Here is an 18,913-nt window from a genome sequence, read left to right as displayed (position 1 = left end):
GTAAAACAGTAGTGTTAATATAGGTAGCGATATACATAGCCCAATAAGTGGAGCTATGAAATATTTCGATTTATTTACTTCCAATTTGCTTTTGTAGCTATTTCTACAGCCTCTTTAGTATATTTTCCAACTTCATTTAATTGAATTTTATCTTCTTTAAATGTTCCCCAAGAACTTACAATTTCTGAAGATTTAGCTTTTGGATTAGCAGGAAATTCTTGATTTGCTTCTGCAAAGATTTCTTGTGCTTCTACAGAACTCAGAAATTCAATAAATTTAATAGCATTATCTTTATTTTTTGCATAGTATGTAACTCCAGCTCCTGAAATATTCATGTGAGTTCCAGTTGTTTCTTGTGCTGGGAAAAATATTTTTAAACTTTTTGCAATTTCAAGATCTTTTTTGTTTTTACTATTTAGCATAACCCCTAAATAGTAAGTATTTACGATTGCTATATCAGCATCACCAGCTCCAACTGCTACAATTTGATCTTTGTCAGCACCCTTTGGACTATATGGAAAATTATTAACTAAGCCTTTTGAAAATTCTAAAGCTTTATCTTCTCCATAATGTGCAATAATTGAAGCTAGTAAAGATTTATTATAAGCAGCTGTTGATGATCTTGTAACTACTCTTCCTTTGAATTTTTCTTGAGTAAGACTAAAATAATCACCTAAATCAGCAGGATTAACCTTTTGTGGATTATAAACAAAAACTCTAGCTCTTTTTGTCAGTGCAAACCAATTATTATCATTATCTCTTAAGTTTTCAGGGATATTTTCATTTAATATTTTTGACTCAATTGGTTGTAATAATTTTCTTTGTTTTGCTTGATATAAATTTCCAATATCTGCTGTTATTAGTACATCAGCAGGAGTATTCGCTCCTTCAATTGCAAGTTTTGCTACAAGTTCTTCAGCTTTTGCAGTAACAGCATTTACTTTTATCCCTGTTTCTTTTTCAAATTGTTTATATAAGATTTTATCTGAATCATAGTGTCTTTGAGAATATACATTTACTTCATTAGAAGCAAATAATGAAGAGGCTAAAATAATTGCTCCACATGCTAACTTTTTTATCATAACATTCCTTTTTGTTTTATACAAAATTTAATTGTTGTATAGTAATACTTTTTTTCTTTAATGATTCTTAATATTAAGAATGATTATCATATTAAACAGAAATGATTTTTAAGATAAACAAATTTTATTATTGTTATAATAGCAAACTTAAAAAAAAGGAAATAATATATATGATTTTAATGATTGATAACTATGATTCTTTTACATATAATATAGTTCAATATTGCCTAGAATTAGGGGCAGATTTAAAGATTATAAGAAATGATGAACTAACTTTAAAGCAAATAGAAGATTTAAATCCACAAAAAATTATCATTTCTCCAGGCCCAGCAACACCAGATGATGCAGGAGTTTGTTTAGAGGTAATTAAACATTTCGCTGGTAAAAAACCAATTTTTGGTATTTGTTTAGGACATCAAGCAATAGGGCAAGTTTTTGGTGGAAATGTAGTAAGAGCTAAAAATATGATGCATGGGAAAACTTCTTTAATTAAAGTTGTAGAAGATACAGAAATTTTTAAAGATTTACCTAAAGAGTTTATACAAACTAGATACCATTCATTAATAGTTGAAAAAGATAATTTGCCAGAAGATATTGTTGTTACTTCATATAGCGAAGATGATGATGAAATTATGTCTTTAGAGATAAAAGGAAAACAAATTTATGGAGTGCAGTTTCACCCTGAGTCAATTATGAGTGAGCACGGATATAAAATTATAGATAATTTCTTAAAATTATAAAAAATGATAACAAACAACAAATATAAATACTATTTTTATTTATCACTACTATTTTTAACATTTATATTGTTGTTTAAAGCAAGTAATTCTCTTAGTATTTCATACAAAGAAGCTTTGAATGTATTTGTGAATACTTCAATTTTATCTTTGATTACAAATATATCTATTTACATTTTTGGACAAAATGATATAGCATTACGATTGCCATTTATTTTGTTTTATATCTTTTCTGCATTACTTATGTATAAAATTACTGAAAATTATTTCAGATATGAAAAAGACAGATATATATCCATTCTAATATTTATGATTCTTCCAGGTTTTCTTAGTGCTTCATTATTGGTAAATAGTGCAATAATAATAATCTTTTGTACTTTATTGTATTTGTATTACTATCAAAAATACAATAAACACTCATATCTGTTATTATTTATATTTCTATTTATTGATAACTCATTTGCTATTTTGTATTTAGCATTATTTTTTTATTCGTTAAAAAACAAAGATACAAAACTTTTATATATTTCATTAATACTATTTTCTATATCTATGTATATATATGGATTCCCAACAGGAGGAAAACCTCGAGGATTTTTAGTTGATACTTTTGCAATATACGCAACAGTATTTTCACCCTTTCTTTTTTTGTATTTCTTATACACAATATATAGAGCATGGATAAAAAAAGAAAAAAATTTGACTTGGTACATTTCAATAACTGCATTACTTTTATCTTTGGCAGTCTCTTTTAGACAAAGAGCATATATAGAAGATTTTGCACCTTATGTGGTAATATTCTTACCGTTTATGTTAAAAACATTTTTTCATGCATATAGAGTTAGATTAAAAGAGTTTAGAACTAAATATAATATATTGGCTGGATTAGTTATATTTATGTTGTCAATTAATGTAATTTTGACATTTATAAATAAGCCTTTGTATTTAATTCTTCCAAATCCAAGTAAACACTTTGTTTATGAATACCATTTTGTAAAAGAATTAGCACAAGAATTATCTAAAAGAGGAATTACAGCAGTAACAACTGATGATCAAGAATTGGCTTTAAGGTTAAAATTTTATAAAATAGATAAAGGTGATGATTATTTTTTAACACTAAAAAATTATAATTATCCAAGTCAAAGGATAAGTATTAAATATTATGGAAAAGAACTTTTCGTTGCTTATCTAATAAAAATAAAATGAAAAAATCATTTTCTATATTAGAATTAATATTGGTTATTACCTTAATAGTTTTTTTATATACAATTTTTCTTCCCAAAAATAAAATCAATTACTTAGATGAATTTTCAAATCGAATATCTTTATATCTATCATATATAAGATACGTAGCATTAATAGATGATAAATATGATTTAGATGATTCTTTATGGTATAAAAAAAGATGGACATTGAAATTTTTCAGATGTAGAGATTATGAAGATGGAATATATTACTCTATATATAGTGATAAAAATAAAACAGGTCATCCAAGTGTTGAGGATAGTTTAAAAGATCCATTAAGTGGTAAAAATATATATAGCTCAAATTATTGTAAAGAAAATATTTCAAATAGTAAATATGTTTTATTAACAAAAGCTTTTGGAATAACAGATGTACAAATGTCTTGTAATGAAACAACATCTTTAGGACAACTCTCATTTGGAAGTGATGGAAAAGTATATTCAAAATTAAGTGCATACGAAAATGAATCTCTTGAATATGAAATTACTGAGCCTTGTAATATAAAATTTATATCAAGAGATGGGGAAAGTACTGAATTAGTACTTTTCCCAAAAACTGGATATGTAAAATAGAGTATAACTAAAGAAAATAAACACAAGAGGGTATAAAAAGCCAAGAGAAAGATAGTAAAAGAGCAAAAGAGCAGAGAATAGTCAATAAATTTGCAAATTTGCGGAAAAACCCCTTGACAAAGAAAAAAGAATCTATTATAATTCCCGTCCAATTTGACTGAAGCGCATCAAACGAAAGAATGATAGAAAGCGTTGTAATCGAAACTGGATGATCTTTAAAAATAATTATAACGTTTGTAAAGTAATCTTTATAAACCGAATATGAGACTCTTATAAAAATCTGTTATTTATTACAGATGTAAAATAAGAATAAATGTTAAAAATATAAAAACAAACAAGAACAATATGGTAAAACATATAACTTGTCTATACTATGAGTGATAATTTTGTAATAGTAAAATAATACAGAAGAAGTCAAGTTCAAAAACTTCAATTTATGGAGAGTTTGATCCTGGCTCAGAGTGAACGCTGGCGGCGTGCTTAACACATGCAAGTCGAACGAGAACGGATTATAGCTTGCTATAATTGTCAGCTAAGTGGCGCACGGGTGAGTAATATATAGGTAATGTGCCCTAGAGAAGAGGATAACAGTTGGAAACGACTGCTAAGACTCTATATGCCTTTAAGACAGAAGTCTGCAAGGGAAATATTTATAGCTCTAGGATCAGCCTGTACAGTATCAGCTAGTTGGTGAGGTAATGGCTCACCAAGGCAATGACGCTTAACTGGTTTGAGAGGATGATCAGTCACACTGGAACTGAGACACGGTCCAGACTCCTACGGGAGGCAGCAGTGGGGAATATTGCACAATGGACGAAAGTCTGATGCAGCAACGCCGCGTGGAGGATGACACATTTCGGTGCGTAAACTCCTTTTATATGGGAAGATAATGACGGTACCATATGAATAAGCACCGGCTAACTCCGTGCCAGCAGCCGCGGTAATACGGAGGGTGCAAGCGTTACTCGGAATCACTGGGCGTAAAGAGCGTGTAGGCGGATAAATAAGTCAGAAGTGAAATCCAATAGCTTAACTATTGAACTGCTTTTGAAACTGTATATCTAGAATGTGGGAGAGGTAGATGGAATTTCTGGTGTAGGGGTAAAATCCGTAGAGATCAGAAGGAATACCGATTGCGAAGGCGATCTACTGGAACATTATTGACGCTGAGACGCGAAAGCGTGGGGAGCAAACAGGATTAGATACCCTGGTAGTCCACGCCCTAAACGATGCACACTAGTTGTTGTGAGGCTAGACCTTGCAGTAATGCAGTTAACACATTAAGTGTGCCGCCTGGGGAGTACGGTCGCAAGATTAAAACTCAAAGGAATAGACGGGGACCCGCACAAGCGGTGGAGCATGTGGTTTAATTCGACGATACACGAAGAACCTTACCTGGACTTGACATAGTAAGAACTTTCTAGAGATAGATTGGTGTCTGCTTGCAGAAACTTATATACAGGTGCTGCACGGCTGTCGTCAGCTCGTGTCGTGAGATGTTGGGTTAAGTCCCGCAACGAGCGCAACCCTCGTCATTAGTTGCTAACAGTTCGGCTGAGAACTCTAATGAGACTGCCTACGCAAGTAGGAGGAAGGTGAGGACGACGTCAAGTCATCATGGCCCTTACGTCCAGGGCTACACACGTGCTACAATGGGGTATACAAAGAGCCGCAATACGGTGACGTGGAGCAAATCTCAAAAATATCTCCCAGTTCGGATTGTAGTCTGCAACTCGACTACATGAAGTTGGAATCGCTAGTAATCGTAGATCAGCTATGCTACGGTGAATACGTTCCCGGGTCTTGTACTCACCGCCCGTCACACCATGGGAGTTGAACTCATTCGAAGCGGGGATGCTAAAATAGCTACCTTCCACAGTGGATTCAGCGACTGGGGTGAAGTCGTAACAAGGTAACCGTAGGAGAACCTGCGGTTGGATCACCTCCTTTCAGAGAATTGAGACTAGATTCGTTTCTAGTCTTAAAACTAAAAAGAAAGAGTTTTTATATTCGGTTTATAAAGATTATTTAAATAGGTAGAAAAATGGGCCTATAGCTCAGCTGGCTAGAGCGCTCGACTGATAATCGTGAGGTCTCAGGTTCAAGTCCTGATAGGCCCACCATTAAATAATCTTAAAAGATTAATCAGTGTGGGGAATTAGCTCAGCTGGGAGAGCGCCTGCTTTGCACGCAGGAGGTCAGCGGTTCGATCCCGCTATTCTCCACCACCTATTAAAAATAAGCTAAAAGTTATAATTAGAAGAAATGATAAAAAAGTTAAATATAAGTTCAAAAAGATTGAATTTATATTTGATTTTCGAATCAAAAATGTTGCCTTGAAAAGATGTAAATTTTTTTAAGTAACAATGATATTTAAAAATATAATGTTAAAGTCTTTAATTTTTTCGTTTAATTAAAAGAACTAAAAGAATTTATTCTAATAGAACTAATAATTAAAAACAAAAATTTTAATTATCTAGAAATAGATAGAACACAACTAATTTTATTGATATATTTTAAATAATATGTTTAATAAGATAGTAGCCAAAGAATATTATCAAAAATGCGATAGAGTTTAACTCTATTTATTAATAAGCTATTAAGGGCTAATGGTGGATGCCTAGACTGTAAGAGGCGATGAAAGACGTATTAGGCTGCGATAAGCCTCGGGGAGCTGCCAAAGAGCTTTGATCCGGGGATTTCTGAATGGGGCAACCCAGCATAGTGAGAACTATGTTACCCTACGGGGAGCTAACCTGGTGAAGTGAAACATCTCAGTAGCCAGAGGAAGAGAAATCAAACGAGATTCCGTCAGTAGCGGCGAGCGAAAGCGGATTAGGACAAACCCAATGCTTGCATTGGGGGTTGTAGGACCATGATATGAGACTAAAGAAGATAGATGAAATACTTGGAAAAGTGTAGCATAGAAGGTGAAACTCCTGTAATTTAAATTTTCAATAGCTCTAATGGTATCCTGAGTAGGTCGGAACACGTGATATTTTGACTGAAACTGGGGGGACCACCCTCCAATCCTAAATACTACTTACAGATCGATAGTGAACAAGTACCGTGAGGGAAAGGTGAAAAGTACTCCAGCGAGGAGAGTGAAATAGAACCTGAAACCATTAGCTTACAATCATTCAGAGCCCTATGATTTATCAGGGTGATGGACTGCCTTTTGCATAATGAGCCTGCGAGTTGTGGTGTCTGGCAAGGTTAAGTCAAGTACGAAGCCGTAGCGAAAGCGAGTCTTAATAGGGCGAATTAGTCAGATGCTGCAGACCCGAAACGAAGTGATCTATCCATGAGCAGGTTGAAGCTGGTGTAAGAGCCAGTGGAGGACCGAACCGATAGGCGTTGAAAAGTCTCCGGATGACTTGTGGATAGGGGTGAAAGGCCAATCAAACTTCGTGATAGCTGGTTCTCTCCGAAATATATTTAGGTATAGCCTTGTGTTGTAGCATATAGGGGTAGAGCACTGAATGGGCTAGGGCTGCTTACCGCGGTACCAAACCCTATCAAACTATGAATACTATATGTGGAATCACAGGAGTCAGGCGATGGGTGATAAAATCCACCGTCGAGAGGGGAACAACCCAGACTAACAGCTAAGGTCCCTAAGTCACATCTAAGTGGAAAACGATGTGGAGTTACTGTGACAACCAGGAGGTTGGCTTAGAAGCAGCCATCCTTTAAAGAAAGCGTAACAGCTCACTGGTCTAGTGATTCTGCGCGGAAAATATAACGGGGCTAAGATGTGCACCGAAGCTTTAGATTCGAATTTATTCGAGTGGTAGGAGAGCGTTCTATTCAGCGTTGAAGATGTACCGGCAAGGAGCGTTGGAGCGGATAGAAGTGAGCATGCAGGCATGAGTAGCGATAATTGAGGTGAGAATCCTCAACGCCGAAAACCCAAGGTTTCCTACGCGATGCTCGTCATCGTAGGGTTAGTCGGGTCCTAAGTCGAGTCCGAAAGGGGTAGACGATGGCAAATTGATTAATATTTCAATACCAACATACAAGCGCGATGTGGGGACGCATAGAGTTAATCGAGCTCACTGATGGAATAGTGGGTCGAAGGACGTAGGCTGTAACTTAGGCAAATCCGGGTTACATTAGGCCGAGATCTTACAGGCTCTTGACACTCTTCGGAGGAGATGGAGAATCGATGATACTGTCGTGCCAAGAAAAGCCACTAAGTATATTGTATGTTGCCCGTACCGTAAACCGACACAGGTGGGTGGGATGAGTATTCTAAGGCGCGTGGAAGAACCCTGGTTAAGGAACTCTGCAAACTAGCACCGTATCTTCGGTATAAGGTGTGCCTACTTTGGTATATGGACTTGCTCCAGAAAGCTAGAGAGGTTGCAACAAAGAGTCCCTCCCGACTGTTTACCAAAAACACAGCACTTTGCTAACACGTAAGTGGATGTATAAGGTGTGACGCCTGCCCGGTGCTCGAAGGTTAACTGATGATGTCAGCGCAAGCGAAGCATTTGATTGAAGCCCGAGTAAACGGCGGCCGTAACTATAACGGTCCTAAGGTAGCGAAATTCCTTGTCGGTTAAATACCGACCTGCATGAATGGCGTAACGAGATGGGAGCTGTCTCAACCAGGGATCCAGTGAAATTGTAGTGGAGGTGAAAATTCCTCCTACCCGCGGAAAGACGGAAAGACCCCGTGCACCTTTACTACAGCTTGACACTGTAGCTTGGATATTCATGTGCAGGATAGGTGGGAGGCTATGATGACTAGACGCAAGTAGAGTCGGAGCCATCCTTGAGATACCACCCTTGAATATTTGAGTTACTAACTGCGTACAATTATCTTGTATCAGGACAATGTCTGGTGGGTAGTTTGACTGGGGCGGTCGCCTCCTAAAAAGTAACGGAGGCTTACAAAGGTTAGTTCATGGCGGTTGGAAATCGCCAGTTGAGTATAATGGCATAAACTAGCTTGACTGTGAGACATACAAGTCGAACAGAGACGAAAGTCGGTCATAGTGATCCGGTGGTTCTGTGTGGAAGGGCCATCGCTCAAAGGATAAAAGGTACGCCGGGGATAACAGGCTGATCTCCCCCAAGAGCTCACATCGACGGGGAGGTTTGGCACCTCGATGTCGGCTCATCGCATCCTGGGGCTGAAGTAGGTCCCAAGGGTATGGCTGTTCGCCATTTAAAGCGGTACGCGAGCTGGGTTCAGAACGTCGTGAGACAGTTCGGTCCCTATCTTCCGTGGGCGTAGGAAAGTTGAAGAGATTTGTCCCTAGTACGAGAGGACCGGGATGAACGTACCACTGGTGTACCAATTGTTCTGCCAAGAGCATCGTTGGGTAGCTACGTACGGATGTGATAAGAGCTGAAAGCATCTAAGCTCGAAGCCAACTCTAAGATTAACTTTCCCTGAAGTTCCCAGTAAGACTAACTGGTTGATAGGCTGGATGTGTAAGCGTTGTAAGGCGTTTAGCTGACCAGTACTAATAGAACGTTTGGCTTATTTAACAAATTCTTTGGTTTACTATCTTATTAAATATATTTCTTATATTTAATACAAATTGTGTTTTTTTAGAAAAAACTAGCGTTACCTTGAAAAAATGAATATTTTTTTAAGCGCGTATAAGACTTTAACATTATTTTTTCTTAACTCCTTTACGAGTTGAGTGTAAAGAGCAATACATATTGATTTATCTTATGTTTATTTACTTTTTACACTCAACTTTGCTGGTGGCTATAGAGAAGTGGAAATACCCAGTCCCATTCCGAACCTGGAAGTCAAGCACTTCATCGCCGATAATACTGCCGGGTCCCCTGGTGGAAACGTAGGCCGCTGCCAGCTCTTGAGTTTTTTTAAAGCTTAGCTTTTTATACTTACCAAAGTATTCAATGCTAAGCTTTTTTTTTAACCCGCTTTTTAGGTTATTTTTATATTCATTTTTTATTATCCTATTATTCTAGTATAATTGATCTTTATTTTTATATTTACACTAACTCTATACACATATTCAGTTAGTTCTTTATTATTCTCTTTTGCTTGCATAGCTCCAACGGTAGAGCAATTCCATGGTAAGGAAGAGGTTACAGGTTCAAATCCTGTTGTGAGCACCACCATCCCTAACTTTTACTTTATTTAGCCCTTATTTAATGTTTTTCTTTATTTATAATCTCAACAAACTATGATAGCGTTTTAGAAAAAGCATATGAGAGTGATAATGTACAGGCTCTATATTTAGATAATAATTTTAAGCTTTCTCAAGTTGTTTCAGATGAACAAACAAAACCAATGGTTTTGAATATACATGGGCATGAATTTAATGTTATAAAAGATATATTAGATTTATATGCTGGGCATGGAAGAAATCATTATTTGATAATAAAAGAAGATAAAGTTATAAGTAATTTGAGTGAAAATATTAAAATAATTACTTATAAAGAACATAGTGATTTACCAAAACTTATTGAAGAGTTAATACCACATAATTCTGTTGAAATAAGTGAGAAAAAACAAATCAGAGATATTGATAGATATTGGACTATTAAACCAAGTGTTAATACAGAGTTTATTGGTAGAAAAGAAGATTTAGATAAAATTGATGTTATGTTGCAAAAGAGTAACGTGACTTTAATCGTAAATGGAATTGGTGGTGTTGGAAAAAGTGAGATTGTAAGAAAATATATGTTTTTAAATGAAGATAAATATGAGAATATTATATTTTTAGAGATTTCCGAGAAAACTACATTTGAAAGTTTGATGATTACTTCTTTTAAAGAAAAACTAGAACTAGATAAAGATAGCACAATTGATACGGTTATAAAAAGATTACAAAATATAAGTGGTAAAAATCTTTTTATACTTGATAATTTAGAATCAAAAGAGGATTTTGAAAAACTAAAACTTTTAAATCATAATTTTGATTTATTAATAACTACAAGACTTAAAAATATTGATGAAATAAATCAGATAAATTTAGATGTTTTAAATGATACTGATGCAATAGATTTATTTAAATTAAACTATAACACAGATGAAGAGATAGGTGATATTGTAAAAGAGTATTTGGGAAATCATCCATTGTTTATAAAACTAACGGCAAAGTCACTTAGAAATGGATTTATTATCCTTGAAGAGTTGAAAAAGAAAAAACTAAAAGATATAGATATTGATGATGCAAAAATATTTCAAGAGCATTTAGAAGATAATTTTAATAGACAATATGAGAGCTTGAAAAAAGAGGATTTAAAAGAATTGTTATTAATGCTTTCACTTTTTTCATCCCTTGAGATTGACATTAGTGTGTTTGGAAAATGTTTTGATGATGAAAATATAAAAAATAAACTGATTAAACTTGAAAAAAATGGCTGGTTAGATAAAAAAGAAAATAGTTTTAGATTATGAAAAAGTAAAACTTCTATTTAAAAGAGTTTCAAATTTTATTAATCCAGATGATTCTACTGTAAATGCTATTAGTTTGATTTATTATATTCCTATTATTGAATCTTTTCTAAATGATTATGGAATAAATGAAGATGAGTATTTAATAAGATTAAATGATTCTTTAACATTTTTGTATTATTCCCTTGCAAAGTATGAAAAGGCTTTAGATATACAAGAGAGGATGTTATATTTAAGAGAAAAGTTATTTGGGAAAGATGTGAATGAATATGCAAAAGGTTTGAATTTAAAAGCAGTTATATTTAGAGAATTGGGAAAATATAATGAAGCTTTAGAATTACATAATCAAGCAATAATTATACGGAAAAATAAAAAAGTATTAAAAAAAGATTTAGCAGTAAGTTATAATAATATATCATTGATTTATTCTGATTTAAAAAAAATAGAATTATCCCTTCAATTTGCAAAAGAAGCTTTAGAAATTTCTGAAAATATATTAGATTGTAATCATTTTTCTTTAGCAATCCGTTATAGAAATATATCTATGATATATAGAAATTTAGAAAAATATGATTTATCATTGGATTATGCAAAGAAAGCATTAGAAATAAGTGAAAAGATATTGGTTAATAACCATATTTCACTATCAATTGATTATGGAAATATATCTTTAGTGTATTATAATTTAAAAAAATACAATTTCTCATTAGATTATGCAAAAAAATCTTTGGAAATAAGTGAACATATATTAGATAAAAATCATCCTGAATTAGCAAGAGTTTATAATAATTTGGCATTTATTTACAGAGATTTAAAAGAGTGCAAAATTGCAAAAGTCTATATGGAAAAAGCAAGAAATATTTATTGTTTATATGAATATAAAAATAAAGAAACAATTGAAGCAATTAGATTTATAAAAAAGATAGAACAAAATTTAAAGCTAAACTACAAAAAAAGAGGAAATACTGTAAAGACTAGAAAAAGAGAATTAATCTCTTTTTTCTAAAATCTCAATTGAAATGATTTTATCTTTTTGTTTGATTGCATCAAGTACAGCAAAACTATTTTTATCATCTTCTTCAATTCCACCAAATACAGTATGACCACCATCTAAATGAGGACAAGGTACAAAACAGATAAAAAATTGGCTTCCTCCTGTATTTTTACCAGCGTGAGCCATTGATAAACTTCCTTTGTTGTGAACTTGTTTTTCAGCTTTTGTTTCACACTCAATTGACCATCCAGGACCTCCTGCACCAGAACCTTCTGGACAACCACCTTGCGCCATGAATCCTGGAATTACTCTATGAAAGTTTAATCCATTATAAAAACCATCATTTGCTAAAGTTGCAAAATTTGATACAGCAGTCGGAGTCTCTTGATTAAATAGTTTAATCCAAATTACTCCATTTTCAGTAGTAATTTTTGCATAGCCAAATTTTGCTAATTCTTCTTGTGTTAAATTATATTTTTTTAATTCTTTTTTAAATCCGAACATTCTAATCCTTTAAGTTTTCATCAGGTGGCATTATATCGTCTTTTATATTTTTGTCAAAAATTATATTTTCTTTGGGTATTAAATAATTTAATTTTACTAAATTTTGTATTACTTCTTTAAATACAGGAACAGCAGATGATGCAGCGTAGTGATAATACCAGTTGACACCAGTTGATATTGGATTAAAAACAGTAACTCCAATAGTGTATGAGTTATTATGTTCATCATTTACAAAACCAATAAAAGAAGAAATATATTCTTTTAAATATTTTCCACCACGAGCTATTTGTGCAGTTCCTGTTTTCCCTCCAATTTCTAAACCTTCTATTCTTGCCGACCTACCAGTTCCTTCTTCAACAGTTCTTACTAAAAGTTTTTTCATCTCATCAGCAGTTTGTTTTGAGATTATTCTTTCAGGTTTACTATCATTAGCTTTATATTGATTGTTGTCATATGTTAAGTGGGAAACGATTCTAGGTGTAATCATATATCCATCATTGTTAAATGTGGAATAGGCTTTAATTAATTGAATAAATGTTGATGTCATACCTTGACCAAAAGATACAGTTGCTTTAAAAACATTATCTTTTTTATCTTTGTCTCCAGCTGAAAATTGCCAAATTTTAGGCATTACACCCTTTTTTTCATATGGTAAATCTATACCTGATTTTCTTGTAAATCCAAATCTTTTCATACCTTCAAAGAATTCAGGTCCAGACAATCTTTGTGCGATTTGTAATGTGCCAATATTTGAAGAATACATTACGATGTCATCAATTGATAAATTATGTTTAGAGAATTCATGGTCATCTTTGATAGTAAATCTACCTAATTTATATGCACCTTTTGGAAATGTACCTTTTGAACCTTTAACCCCATCATTAAAAGCATAGAAGTTTTCATTTCTTTTTACTAAATTTTTATCAAGGGCAAGTGATATTGAAATTGGCTTTATAACAGAACCTGGTTCGTATTGGTATTCAATAGCATTAACATTTAAATTTGGAATATCTTCTTTTGCGATTTTCTCAGGATTAAATCTATTTGATGAAGCCATTGTAATGATTTTACCAGTTTTATTTTCCATAATTGAAACTATAATTTCATCAGCACTTAGTTTCTTTTTATACATATCAAGTGTAAGCTCATTGTTTTTTTGAAGCTTTAATGGAATATTTAAATTTAAAGTTGCTCCATCTACTCTTTTTCTAATAATTGAATTTTTGTCAAATGAGATATATGATAATACATCTCTATCTCCTTGCAAAATCCCATCTTTTGATTGATTTAATACTTTGTTATAATATTTTTCTAAACCTTTAATCCCATTAACTTTTGTTTTTCCTGCTTCTGATTCAAATTTTGAAATATATCCTACAACAGGAGTTAGAGTGTCATTATATGAAAATGTTCTTTTTTCACCACTTTCACTAACTGTTAAACCTCTTAGTATTTTTACACCATTTATTTGTTTACTTGTGAAAACATCTAATTGGATTAATTTAAAAGCTAATTCTTTTAAGTTTTTTGCAGATCTTGAATCAATACTATATGAAAGAACTAAACTTCCTGGGTCTTTTTTTCCCTCAGCTAATTTTTCTTTTAATGTATTATAATCAATTCCACTATAAATTGAAAAAAGATTTAAAAAAAGTTCTTCTTTTAAGGGATCAAGATACCTTGTATCAATCATTGCTTTATATACTTTTTTAGATGAAGCAATCTTAAAATTATCAGAACTAATTATATCTCCTCTTACTGATAACTCTGATTTTTCTCCCTTTAATGAGGGTATATGTCTTTTTTCAGTTATTGTTCGAAACACTGAAAAAAATAGAATACATAGGAATAAAAAAATAAATGAAAATAGTATCACTATTTTTTTTGTTTTATCAACTTTTTCGATTTTTTTTGAAGGCATATTTATCCATATTATTATATAATGAGAAATGTATTTTAACAAAACTAATATTAAAGCAAATAACAATAATTTAAATAATAATGAAGCTGACTACCCTTTATTTATTTTGGTGTCAATATTAATTATCGTAAGTATAGTTTTTTCATATTCTTTAACCGTTTATACTGTAGATTTTTTTGGATATGATCAGTTCCACTTTTTCATAAGACAAGGATTAGTAGGAATCTCTGCCATTTTTATTATGTGGTATTTTTCTTTATTAGATCCAGATAAAATAGTTAAAAAAATTGGGATGGGACTTTTTATAGGTTTTTTTATCATTATGATATTAATGCCTTTTTTACCTGGTTTTATGGTGACTGAATCAGGGGGAGCAAATAGATGGATTAGGCTTCCTGGGTTTTCATTATCTCCTGTAGAATTTTTTAAGATAGGATTTATATATTTTTTATCTTGGTCTTTTCATAGAAAAGTTATTCATCAACCTAAAAAAATTGGATTGATAGAAGAGATGTTGCTATTAGCACCGTATTTTTTTACTTTTTTTATTGTTGTATTTATTATTGCATTTTTACAAAAAGATTTAGGTCAAGTTGTATTACTTGCAATTATTATGGTTGTTTTACTAATTTTTGCAAATAGGTCATTTAAGATATTTCTTACTTTAGGAACTATTGCAATTGTTGGAGTATTTGGATTAATTATTGTAGCACCACATAGAATTCAAAGGATTCACTCTTGGTGGGCAATGGTTCAAGATGGTATTCTATCGGTTTTGCCTTCATGGGCAGAGACATACCTTAGAATTGATGATTTACCTGAACCTTATCAGGTTTCTCACTCATTAAATGCGATTCATAATGGTGGCTTTTTTGGTCAAGGTGTTGCATTAGGTGATTTAAAAGTTGGATTTTTATCTGAAGTTCATACTGACTTCGTTTTAGCAGGTCTGACTGAAGAGATAGGTTTAGTTGGATTAATGTTAATTTCAACAATTATGTTTTTGATTATTTGGAGAATTTTTAAAATTAGTAGAAGAGTAGAAAATCCAATTTATCATCTATTTACATTAGGAATTGCATTAATGATAATTATTGCATTTTTAATCAATTCATATGGAATATCAGGGATGATTCCAATAAAAGGTATTGCTGTTCCTCTTTTATCTTATGGAGGTTCTTCAATGCTTTCCGTGGCATTAGCTATTGGGTTAGTATTATCAATTAGTAGAGTTGCAAAAGAAGAGAAAGTTATTAAAAAGGTCAAAGATAAATGAATGGAACAGTAGTTGTTACAGGTGGTGGAACAGGTGGGCATTTAAAAGTTGCAGATGCTTTTATAGAAGAGTTTCATAATAGAGGCATAAATGTAATTTTTATTGGTTCTTCAAATGGACAAGATAAAGCTTGGTTTGAAAATGATAGAAGATTAAAAAAGGCTATTTTTTTGGATACAAGAGGCGTTGTTAATAAAAGCTCATTTGGAAAAGTTTTATCTTTATTAAATATATTTTCAAAAACTTTATATTGTTTAAGTTTTTATGCAAAATACAATGTAAAAACTGTTATTTCTGTTGGAGGATTTTCAGCAGCTGCAGGAACTTTTGCATCAATTTTAAAATTTGGATGTAAATTATATATTCATGAACAAAACTCAAAAATGGGTAAATTAAATGAAATTACTTCTAAATTTGCAACTGAAGTTTTCTCTTCATTTGACGAAAACTCTTTAGTAAAAGATTATCCAGTTGCAAAAGAGTTTTTTGATACAGCAAGAGTACGAGATAAAATAAAAACTATTGCTTTTTTTGGCGGTTCGCAAGGTGCTGTTTGTATTAATGATTTTGCCTTAAAAGTTGCACCAACTTTAACTGAAATGGGAATAAAAATTATTCATCAAACAGGTAAAAATGACTTTGAAAGAGTAAAAGCTGAATATAAAAAACTAGATATAAGTGCAGATGTTTTTGATTTTTCAAAAGATATACCTAATAAAATGGCAACAGCTGATTTTGCAGTTAGTCGAGCAGGGGCTTCAACTTTATGGGAATTGTGTGCGAATTCATTGCCTACATATTTTATTCCATTTAAATATGCAGCAGGAGACCATCAATATTATAATGCAAAAGTTTTATTTGATAAAGGTTTATGTTTTTTACAAAGAGAAGAAAATTTAAATGTAGAAGATTTTTTTAAAGCTGTAAATTCTGATATTCACAAAATAAGCATTGAATTAATTGGTTCAATCAATTCAAATGCAATATCTTTAATTTTAAATATTATCTTAGAAAATAATAAGAAGTAAAATCCCAAATATAATTCTATAAATTCCAAAAGCTACGAAAGTAAACTTTTCTAGGAATTTAAGAAATATTTTTATTGTTAAAAACGCCACAACAAAAGATACAACAAATCCAACTAATAAAAGTAATAAATTACCACCAACTAAAAGTTCATCGTGATGTTTTAATATATCATAAGCAGTTGTTGCACACATAACAGGAAAAGCTAATAAAAATGAGAATTCAGCACTTGTTTTTCTATTAAGTCCTACTAACATTGCTCCAATAATACTTGCTCCTGCTCTACTTGTCCCTGGAATTAAAGCAAATATTTGTGCAATTCCAATCCAAATTGCTTGTTTATATGTTACATCTTCAACATCTAGAGTATGTGTAGTTTCTTCTTTATAAAATTTCTCAACAATTAAAAAAACAATTCCACCTATTATAAACATTATTGCGACAATTTCTAAACTAAACATAGCTTTAACTTGTTTAGAAAATATAAAACCAAGAGCTGCAATTGGTAAAAATGCAATAAATACTTTTGTCCATAAATCAATATGTTTAAAAGTAAATTTTGATGGATATGTTAATATTACAGCCAATATTGCTGCAAATTGAATAATAACTTCAAAAGCTTTATTTACACTTGTTTGTTCTAATCCTAAAAATTCACTAGCAACAATCATATGGCCAGTTGATGATATTGGTAGAAATTCTGTAAATCCTTCTATTATTCCTAGAATAATAGAGTCTAAAATTGTCATTTTAATCCTTTTTCTTTTGTTAATTTTAGAAAGAGTTTTAAAGCTCTTTTTTCTTTTATTCCTAAGTCATAATCTATTTTTTTAAGATATTCAAGAATATGTTTTTTTGAAACACCACTTCTAATTGAGTATTGCTCTAGTATGTATTGAGGAATTTTAATATATTTTTTATTGAAGTTTTTTGTAAGTTTTGTCAATGCTTTTTCATTTGCATTAAAACATAGTACTGCAAAAACAAAAGGTAGATTATATTTGTTTTTCCATTGTTTAGCTAAATCTATTTTTTCTTCATCTTTATTTTCATGGTAAAAATTTAGTGCTTTATCTCCAATTATTACCTTGCCTTTTAAGTCTAAAACTTTTGCAAGTGCATTTGATGTTTTTGATTGATAATCACTTTGTTCAACTCCTGGAACTAATAAAACCGATAAAACTTCATCATGTGCTACAATTCCAAAATTTAAGAATTTTTCATTTCTTGAAGCAATAGAAGATATAAATGCACTATCAACTTTTCTTTTTTTAAATTTATTAGTTATTAAAGATGGATAAGATTTTTTATACTCAATACTAGCTTTTAATTGAGAAGATTTAATGTTTTTTTTGATAAATATGTGAAAGGGAAGTAAATTAATAAAATCTATTTTTGCAAATATCATGAAATATTTGTCCTTATTATGGTAAAATTTTTTTGATATGGTAATACAAATATTATAAAAGAGGGTTAAAATGGTTAAAATAGAATTTCTAGGACCAATAAATAAAGATGATATGGATTTAGATATAGATAATTTATCGCAATTGAGTGAAATTTTAAAAAATGATAAAGAGGTTTCAACATGGCTTGAAACTTGTGCAGTTGCAATTAATGATACACTAATTTGTTCAAAAGATATAAAATTAAGTGATGGTGATAAAATTTCTTTACTTCCTCCTGTTTGTGGTGGTTGAATAATGCTGGATAGAAAAGAATTTTTACATTTATTTGATGGCTGTTTACCTGTAGAAAAGATTACTAACTCTTGGTATGAAAAATACAAAAATTCAAATTATGGAGCAATTATTACTTTTGTGGGAGTAGTAAGAGATGAAAATAAAATTGAGGGTTTATCCTTTGATATTTATGAACCTATATTAAACTCATGGTTTGATAAGTGGCAAAAAATAGCAAATGATAAAAATGCAATAGTTTTAATGGCGCATAGCCGTGGAGATGTTTTTAATCATGAAAGCTCTTATATTGCAGCTGTTTGTAGCCCAAAAAGAAGAGTTGCTTTAGAGTTAATTGATGAATTTGTTGAAGATTTTAAAGCACAAGCTCCAATATGGAAATATGATATTATAAATAAACAAAGAGTTTATGCAAAAGATAGAAGCACTGCAATAAGTGGTGCAGGTATTTTATTATGAGTATAAA

The 18,913-nt window shown here is 31.5% G+C and carries 14 protein-coding genes, 3 tRNA genes and 3 rRNA genes; 15 read left to right on the top strand and 5 right to left on the bottom strand.

The window, feature by feature from the left end; translation table 11 throughout:
• Positions 1-74: 74 nt before the first annotated feature.
• On the bottom strand, positions 75-1,082 hold the full coding sequence (locus AVENP_RS13455) for a Fe(3+) ABC transporter substrate-binding protein (protein WP_128359893.1): 1,008 nt from the start codon (positions 1,080-1,082) through the stop codon (positions 75-77).
• A gap of 170 nt (positions 1,083-1,252) precedes the next feature.
• Here AVENP_RS13455 and AVENP_RS13450 point away from each other — a divergent pair, with 170 nt between their 5' ends.
• The 11 genes from AVENP_RS13450 to AVENP_RS13400 all read left to right on the top strand — a co-directional run bounded on the left by AVENP_RS13450 (position 1,253) and on the right by AVENP_RS13400 (position 12,032).
• Positions 1,253-1,822, top strand: a complete 570-nt coding sequence (locus AVENP_RS13450; RefSeq protein WP_128359892.1) for an aminodeoxychorismate/anthranilate synthase component II — start codon at positions 1,253-1,255, stop codon at positions 1,820-1,822.
• A gap of 3 nt (positions 1,823-1,825) precedes the next feature.
• Positions 1,826-3,025 (top strand): glycosyltransferase family 39 protein, encoded by a 1,200-nt coding sequence (locus AVENP_RS13445; protein WP_128359891.1) that lies wholly within the window; start codon positions 1,826-1,828, stop codon positions 3,023-3,025.
• The gene (locus AVENP_RS13440) at positions 3,022-3,636 is read left to right on the top strand and encodes a type II secretion system protein (RefSeq protein ID WP_128359890.1); all 615 of its coding nucleotides are present in this window, start codon (positions 3,022-3,024) and stop codon (positions 3,634-3,636) included. Before AVENP_RS13445 ends, AVENP_RS13440 begins: the two co-directional genes overlap by 4 nt.
• Before the next feature lie 433 nt (positions 3,637-4,069).
• A 16S ribosomal RNA gene (locus AVENP_RS13435) occupies positions 4,070-5,586 on the top strand.
• 96 nt (positions 5,587-5,682) lie between these two features.
• Positions 5,683-5,759: transfer RNA gene (locus tag AVENP_RS13430), tRNA-Ile, on the top strand.
• Positions 5,760-5,788: 29 nt separating this feature from the next.
• A tRNA-Ala gene (locus AVENP_RS13425) sits at positions 5,789-5,864 on the top strand.
• 361 nt (positions 5,865-6,225) lie between these two features.
• Positions 6,226-9,138, top strand: a 23S ribosomal RNA gene (locus tag AVENP_RS13420).
• A 218-nt stretch (positions 9,139-9,356) separates the two neighbouring features.
• Positions 9,357-9,472 (top strand): 5S ribosomal RNA (gene rrf / locus AVENP_RS13415).
• The 16S, 23S and 5S rRNA genes sit together here with 3 tRNA genes alongside, the layout of an rRNA operon.
• A 193-nt stretch (positions 9,473-9,665) precedes the next feature.
• Positions 9,666-9,741, top strand: a tRNA-Thr gene (locus AVENP_RS13410).
• 175 nt (positions 9,742-9,916) lie between these two features.
• Positions 9,917-11,029, top strand: a complete 1,113-nt coding sequence (locus tag AVENP_RS13405; RefSeq protein ID WP_128359760.1) for an NB-ARC domain-containing protein — start codon at positions 9,917-9,919, stop codon at positions 11,027-11,029.
• Positions 11,030-11,102: 73 nt separating this feature from the next.
• On the top strand, positions 11,103-12,032 hold the full coding sequence (locus AVENP_RS13400; protein WP_128359759.1) for a tetratricopeptide repeat protein: 930 nt from the start codon (positions 11,103-11,105) through the stop codon (positions 12,030-12,032).
• Here the strand turns inward: AVENP_RS13400 and AVENP_RS13395 are convergent.
• Both AVENP_RS13395 and AVENP_RS13390 read right to left on the bottom strand, forming a co-directional pair.
• On the bottom strand, positions 12,015-12,524 hold the full coding sequence (locus AVENP_RS13395; protein ID WP_128359758.1) for a peptidylprolyl isomerase: 510 nt from the start codon (positions 12,522-12,524) through the stop codon (positions 12,015-12,017). The two genes, AVENP_RS13400 and AVENP_RS13395, sit on opposite strands and share 18 nt — an antisense overlap.
• A gap of 1 nt (position 12,525) precedes the next feature.
• Positions 12,526-14,445 carry a peptidoglycan D,D-transpeptidase FtsI family protein gene (locus AVENP_RS13390; RefSeq protein ID WP_128359757.1) on the bottom strand — a complete coding sequence of 640 codons (1,920 nt, stop codon included), beginning with the start codon at positions 14,443-14,445 and terminating at the stop codon, positions 12,526-12,528.
• A 28-nt stretch (positions 14,446-14,473) separates the two neighbouring features.
• On the opposite strand from AVENP_RS13390, the gene AVENP_RS13385 reads away from it, so the two are divergent.
• On the top strand, positions 14,474-15,721 hold the full coding sequence (locus AVENP_RS13385) for an FtsW/RodA/SpoVE family cell cycle protein (RefSeq protein ID WP_128359756.1): 1,248 nt from the start codon (positions 14,474-14,476) through the stop codon (positions 15,719-15,721).
• Positions 15,718-16,749 (top strand): UDP-N-acetylglucosamine--N-acetylmuramyl-(pentapeptide) pyrophosphoryl-undecaprenol N-acetylglucosamine transferase, encoded by a 1,032-nt coding sequence (locus tag AVENP_RS13380; protein ID WP_128359755.1) that lies wholly within the window; start codon positions 15,718-15,720, stop codon positions 16,747-16,749. Before AVENP_RS13385 ends, AVENP_RS13380 begins: the two co-directional genes overlap by 4 nt.
• Here AVENP_RS13380 and AVENP_RS13375 read toward each other — a convergent pair.
• Both AVENP_RS13375 and AVENP_RS13370 read right to left on the bottom strand, forming a co-directional pair.
• A complete protein-coding gene (locus tag AVENP_RS13375; RefSeq protein ID WP_128359754.1) occupies positions 16,729-17,496 on the bottom strand; it encodes an undecaprenyl-diphosphate phosphatase in 768 nt (255 codons plus the stop codon). The two genes, AVENP_RS13380 and AVENP_RS13375, sit on opposite strands and share 21 nt — an antisense overlap.
• Positions 17,493-18,155, bottom strand: a complete 663-nt coding sequence (locus AVENP_RS13370) for an MqnA/MqnD/SBP family protein (RefSeq protein WP_128359753.1) — start codon at positions 18,153-18,155, stop codon at positions 17,493-17,495. The genes AVENP_RS13375 and AVENP_RS13370 overlap by 4 nt, the downstream gene beginning before the upstream one ends.
• 70 nt (positions 18,156-18,225) lie before the next feature.
• On the opposite strand from AVENP_RS13370, the gene AVENP_RS13365 reads away from it, so the two are divergent.
• Both AVENP_RS13365 and AVENP_RS13360 read left to right on the top strand, forming a co-directional pair.
• Positions 18,226-18,447, top strand: a complete 222-nt coding sequence (locus tag AVENP_RS13365) for a MoaD/ThiS family protein (RefSeq protein WP_128359752.1) — start codon at positions 18,226-18,228, stop codon at positions 18,445-18,447.
• 3 nt (positions 18,448-18,450) lie between these two features.
• Complete coding sequence (locus tag AVENP_RS13360; RefSeq protein ID WP_128359751.1) at positions 18,451-18,906, top strand: molybdopterin synthase catalytic subunit; 456 nt, start codon at positions 18,451-18,453, stop codon at positions 18,904-18,906.
• Positions 18,907-18,913: the final 7 nt, after the last annotated feature.

Origin of the sequence: Arcobacter venerupis, assembly GCF_013201665.1 — a bacterium.
Lineage (GTDB): Bacteria > Campylobacterota > Campylobacteria > Campylobacterales > Arcobacteraceae > Aliarcobacter > Aliarcobacter venerupis.
The sequence above is the reverse complement of the archived record's forward strand: the minus strand, read 5'-3'. Positions and strand labels throughout refer to the sequence as shown.

Bases quoted from the DNA above. Each gene is read 5' to 3' on its own strand.
- AVENP_RS13455 (WP_128359893.1), bottom strand. From the start codon at position 1,082: ATGATAAAAAAGTTAGCATGTGGAGCAATTATTTTAGCCTCTTCATTA.
- AVENP_RS13450 (WP_128359892.1), top strand. From the start codon at position 1,253: ATGATTTTAATGATTGATAACTATGATTCTTTTACATATAATATAGTT.
- AVENP_RS13445 (WP_128359891.1), top strand. From the start codon at position 1,826: ATGATAACAAACAACAAATATAAATACTATTTTTATTTATCACTACTA.
- AVENP_RS13440 (WP_128359890.1), top strand. From the start codon at position 3,022: ATGAAAAAATCATTTTCTATATTAGAATTAATATTGGTTATTACCTTA.
- AVENP_RS13405 (WP_128359760.1), top strand. From the start codon at position 9,917: ATGGTTTTGAATATACATGGGCATGAATTTAATGTTATAAAAGATATA.
- AVENP_RS13395 (WP_128359758.1), bottom strand. From the start codon at position 12,524: ATGTTCGGATTTAAAAAAGAATTAAAAAAATATAATTTAACACAAGAA.
- AVENP_RS13390 (WP_128359757.1), bottom strand. From the start codon at position 14,445: ATGCCTTCAAAAAAAATCGAAAAAGTTGATAAAACAAAAAAAATAGTG.
- AVENP_RS13385 (WP_128359756.1), top strand. From the start codon at position 14,474: ATGTATTTTAACAAAACTAATATTAAAGCAAATAACAATAATTTAAAT.
- AVENP_RS13380 (WP_128359755.1), top strand. From the start codon at position 15,718: ATGAATGGAACAGTAGTTGTTACAGGTGGTGGAACAGGTGGGCATTTA.
- AVENP_RS13375 (WP_128359754.1), bottom strand. From the start codon at position 17,496: ATGACAATTTTAGACTCTATTATTCTAGGAATAATAGAAGGATTTACA.
- AVENP_RS13370 (WP_128359753.1), bottom strand. From the start codon at position 18,155: ATGATATTTGCAAAAATAGATTTTATTAATTTACTTCCCTTTCACATA.
- AVENP_RS13365 (WP_128359752.1), top strand. From the start codon at position 18,226: ATGGTTAAAATAGAATTTCTAGGACCAATAAATAAAGATGATATGGAT.
- AVENP_RS13360 (WP_128359751.1), top strand. From the start codon at position 18,451: ATGCTGGATAGAAAAGAATTTTTACATTTATTTGATGGCTGTTTACCT.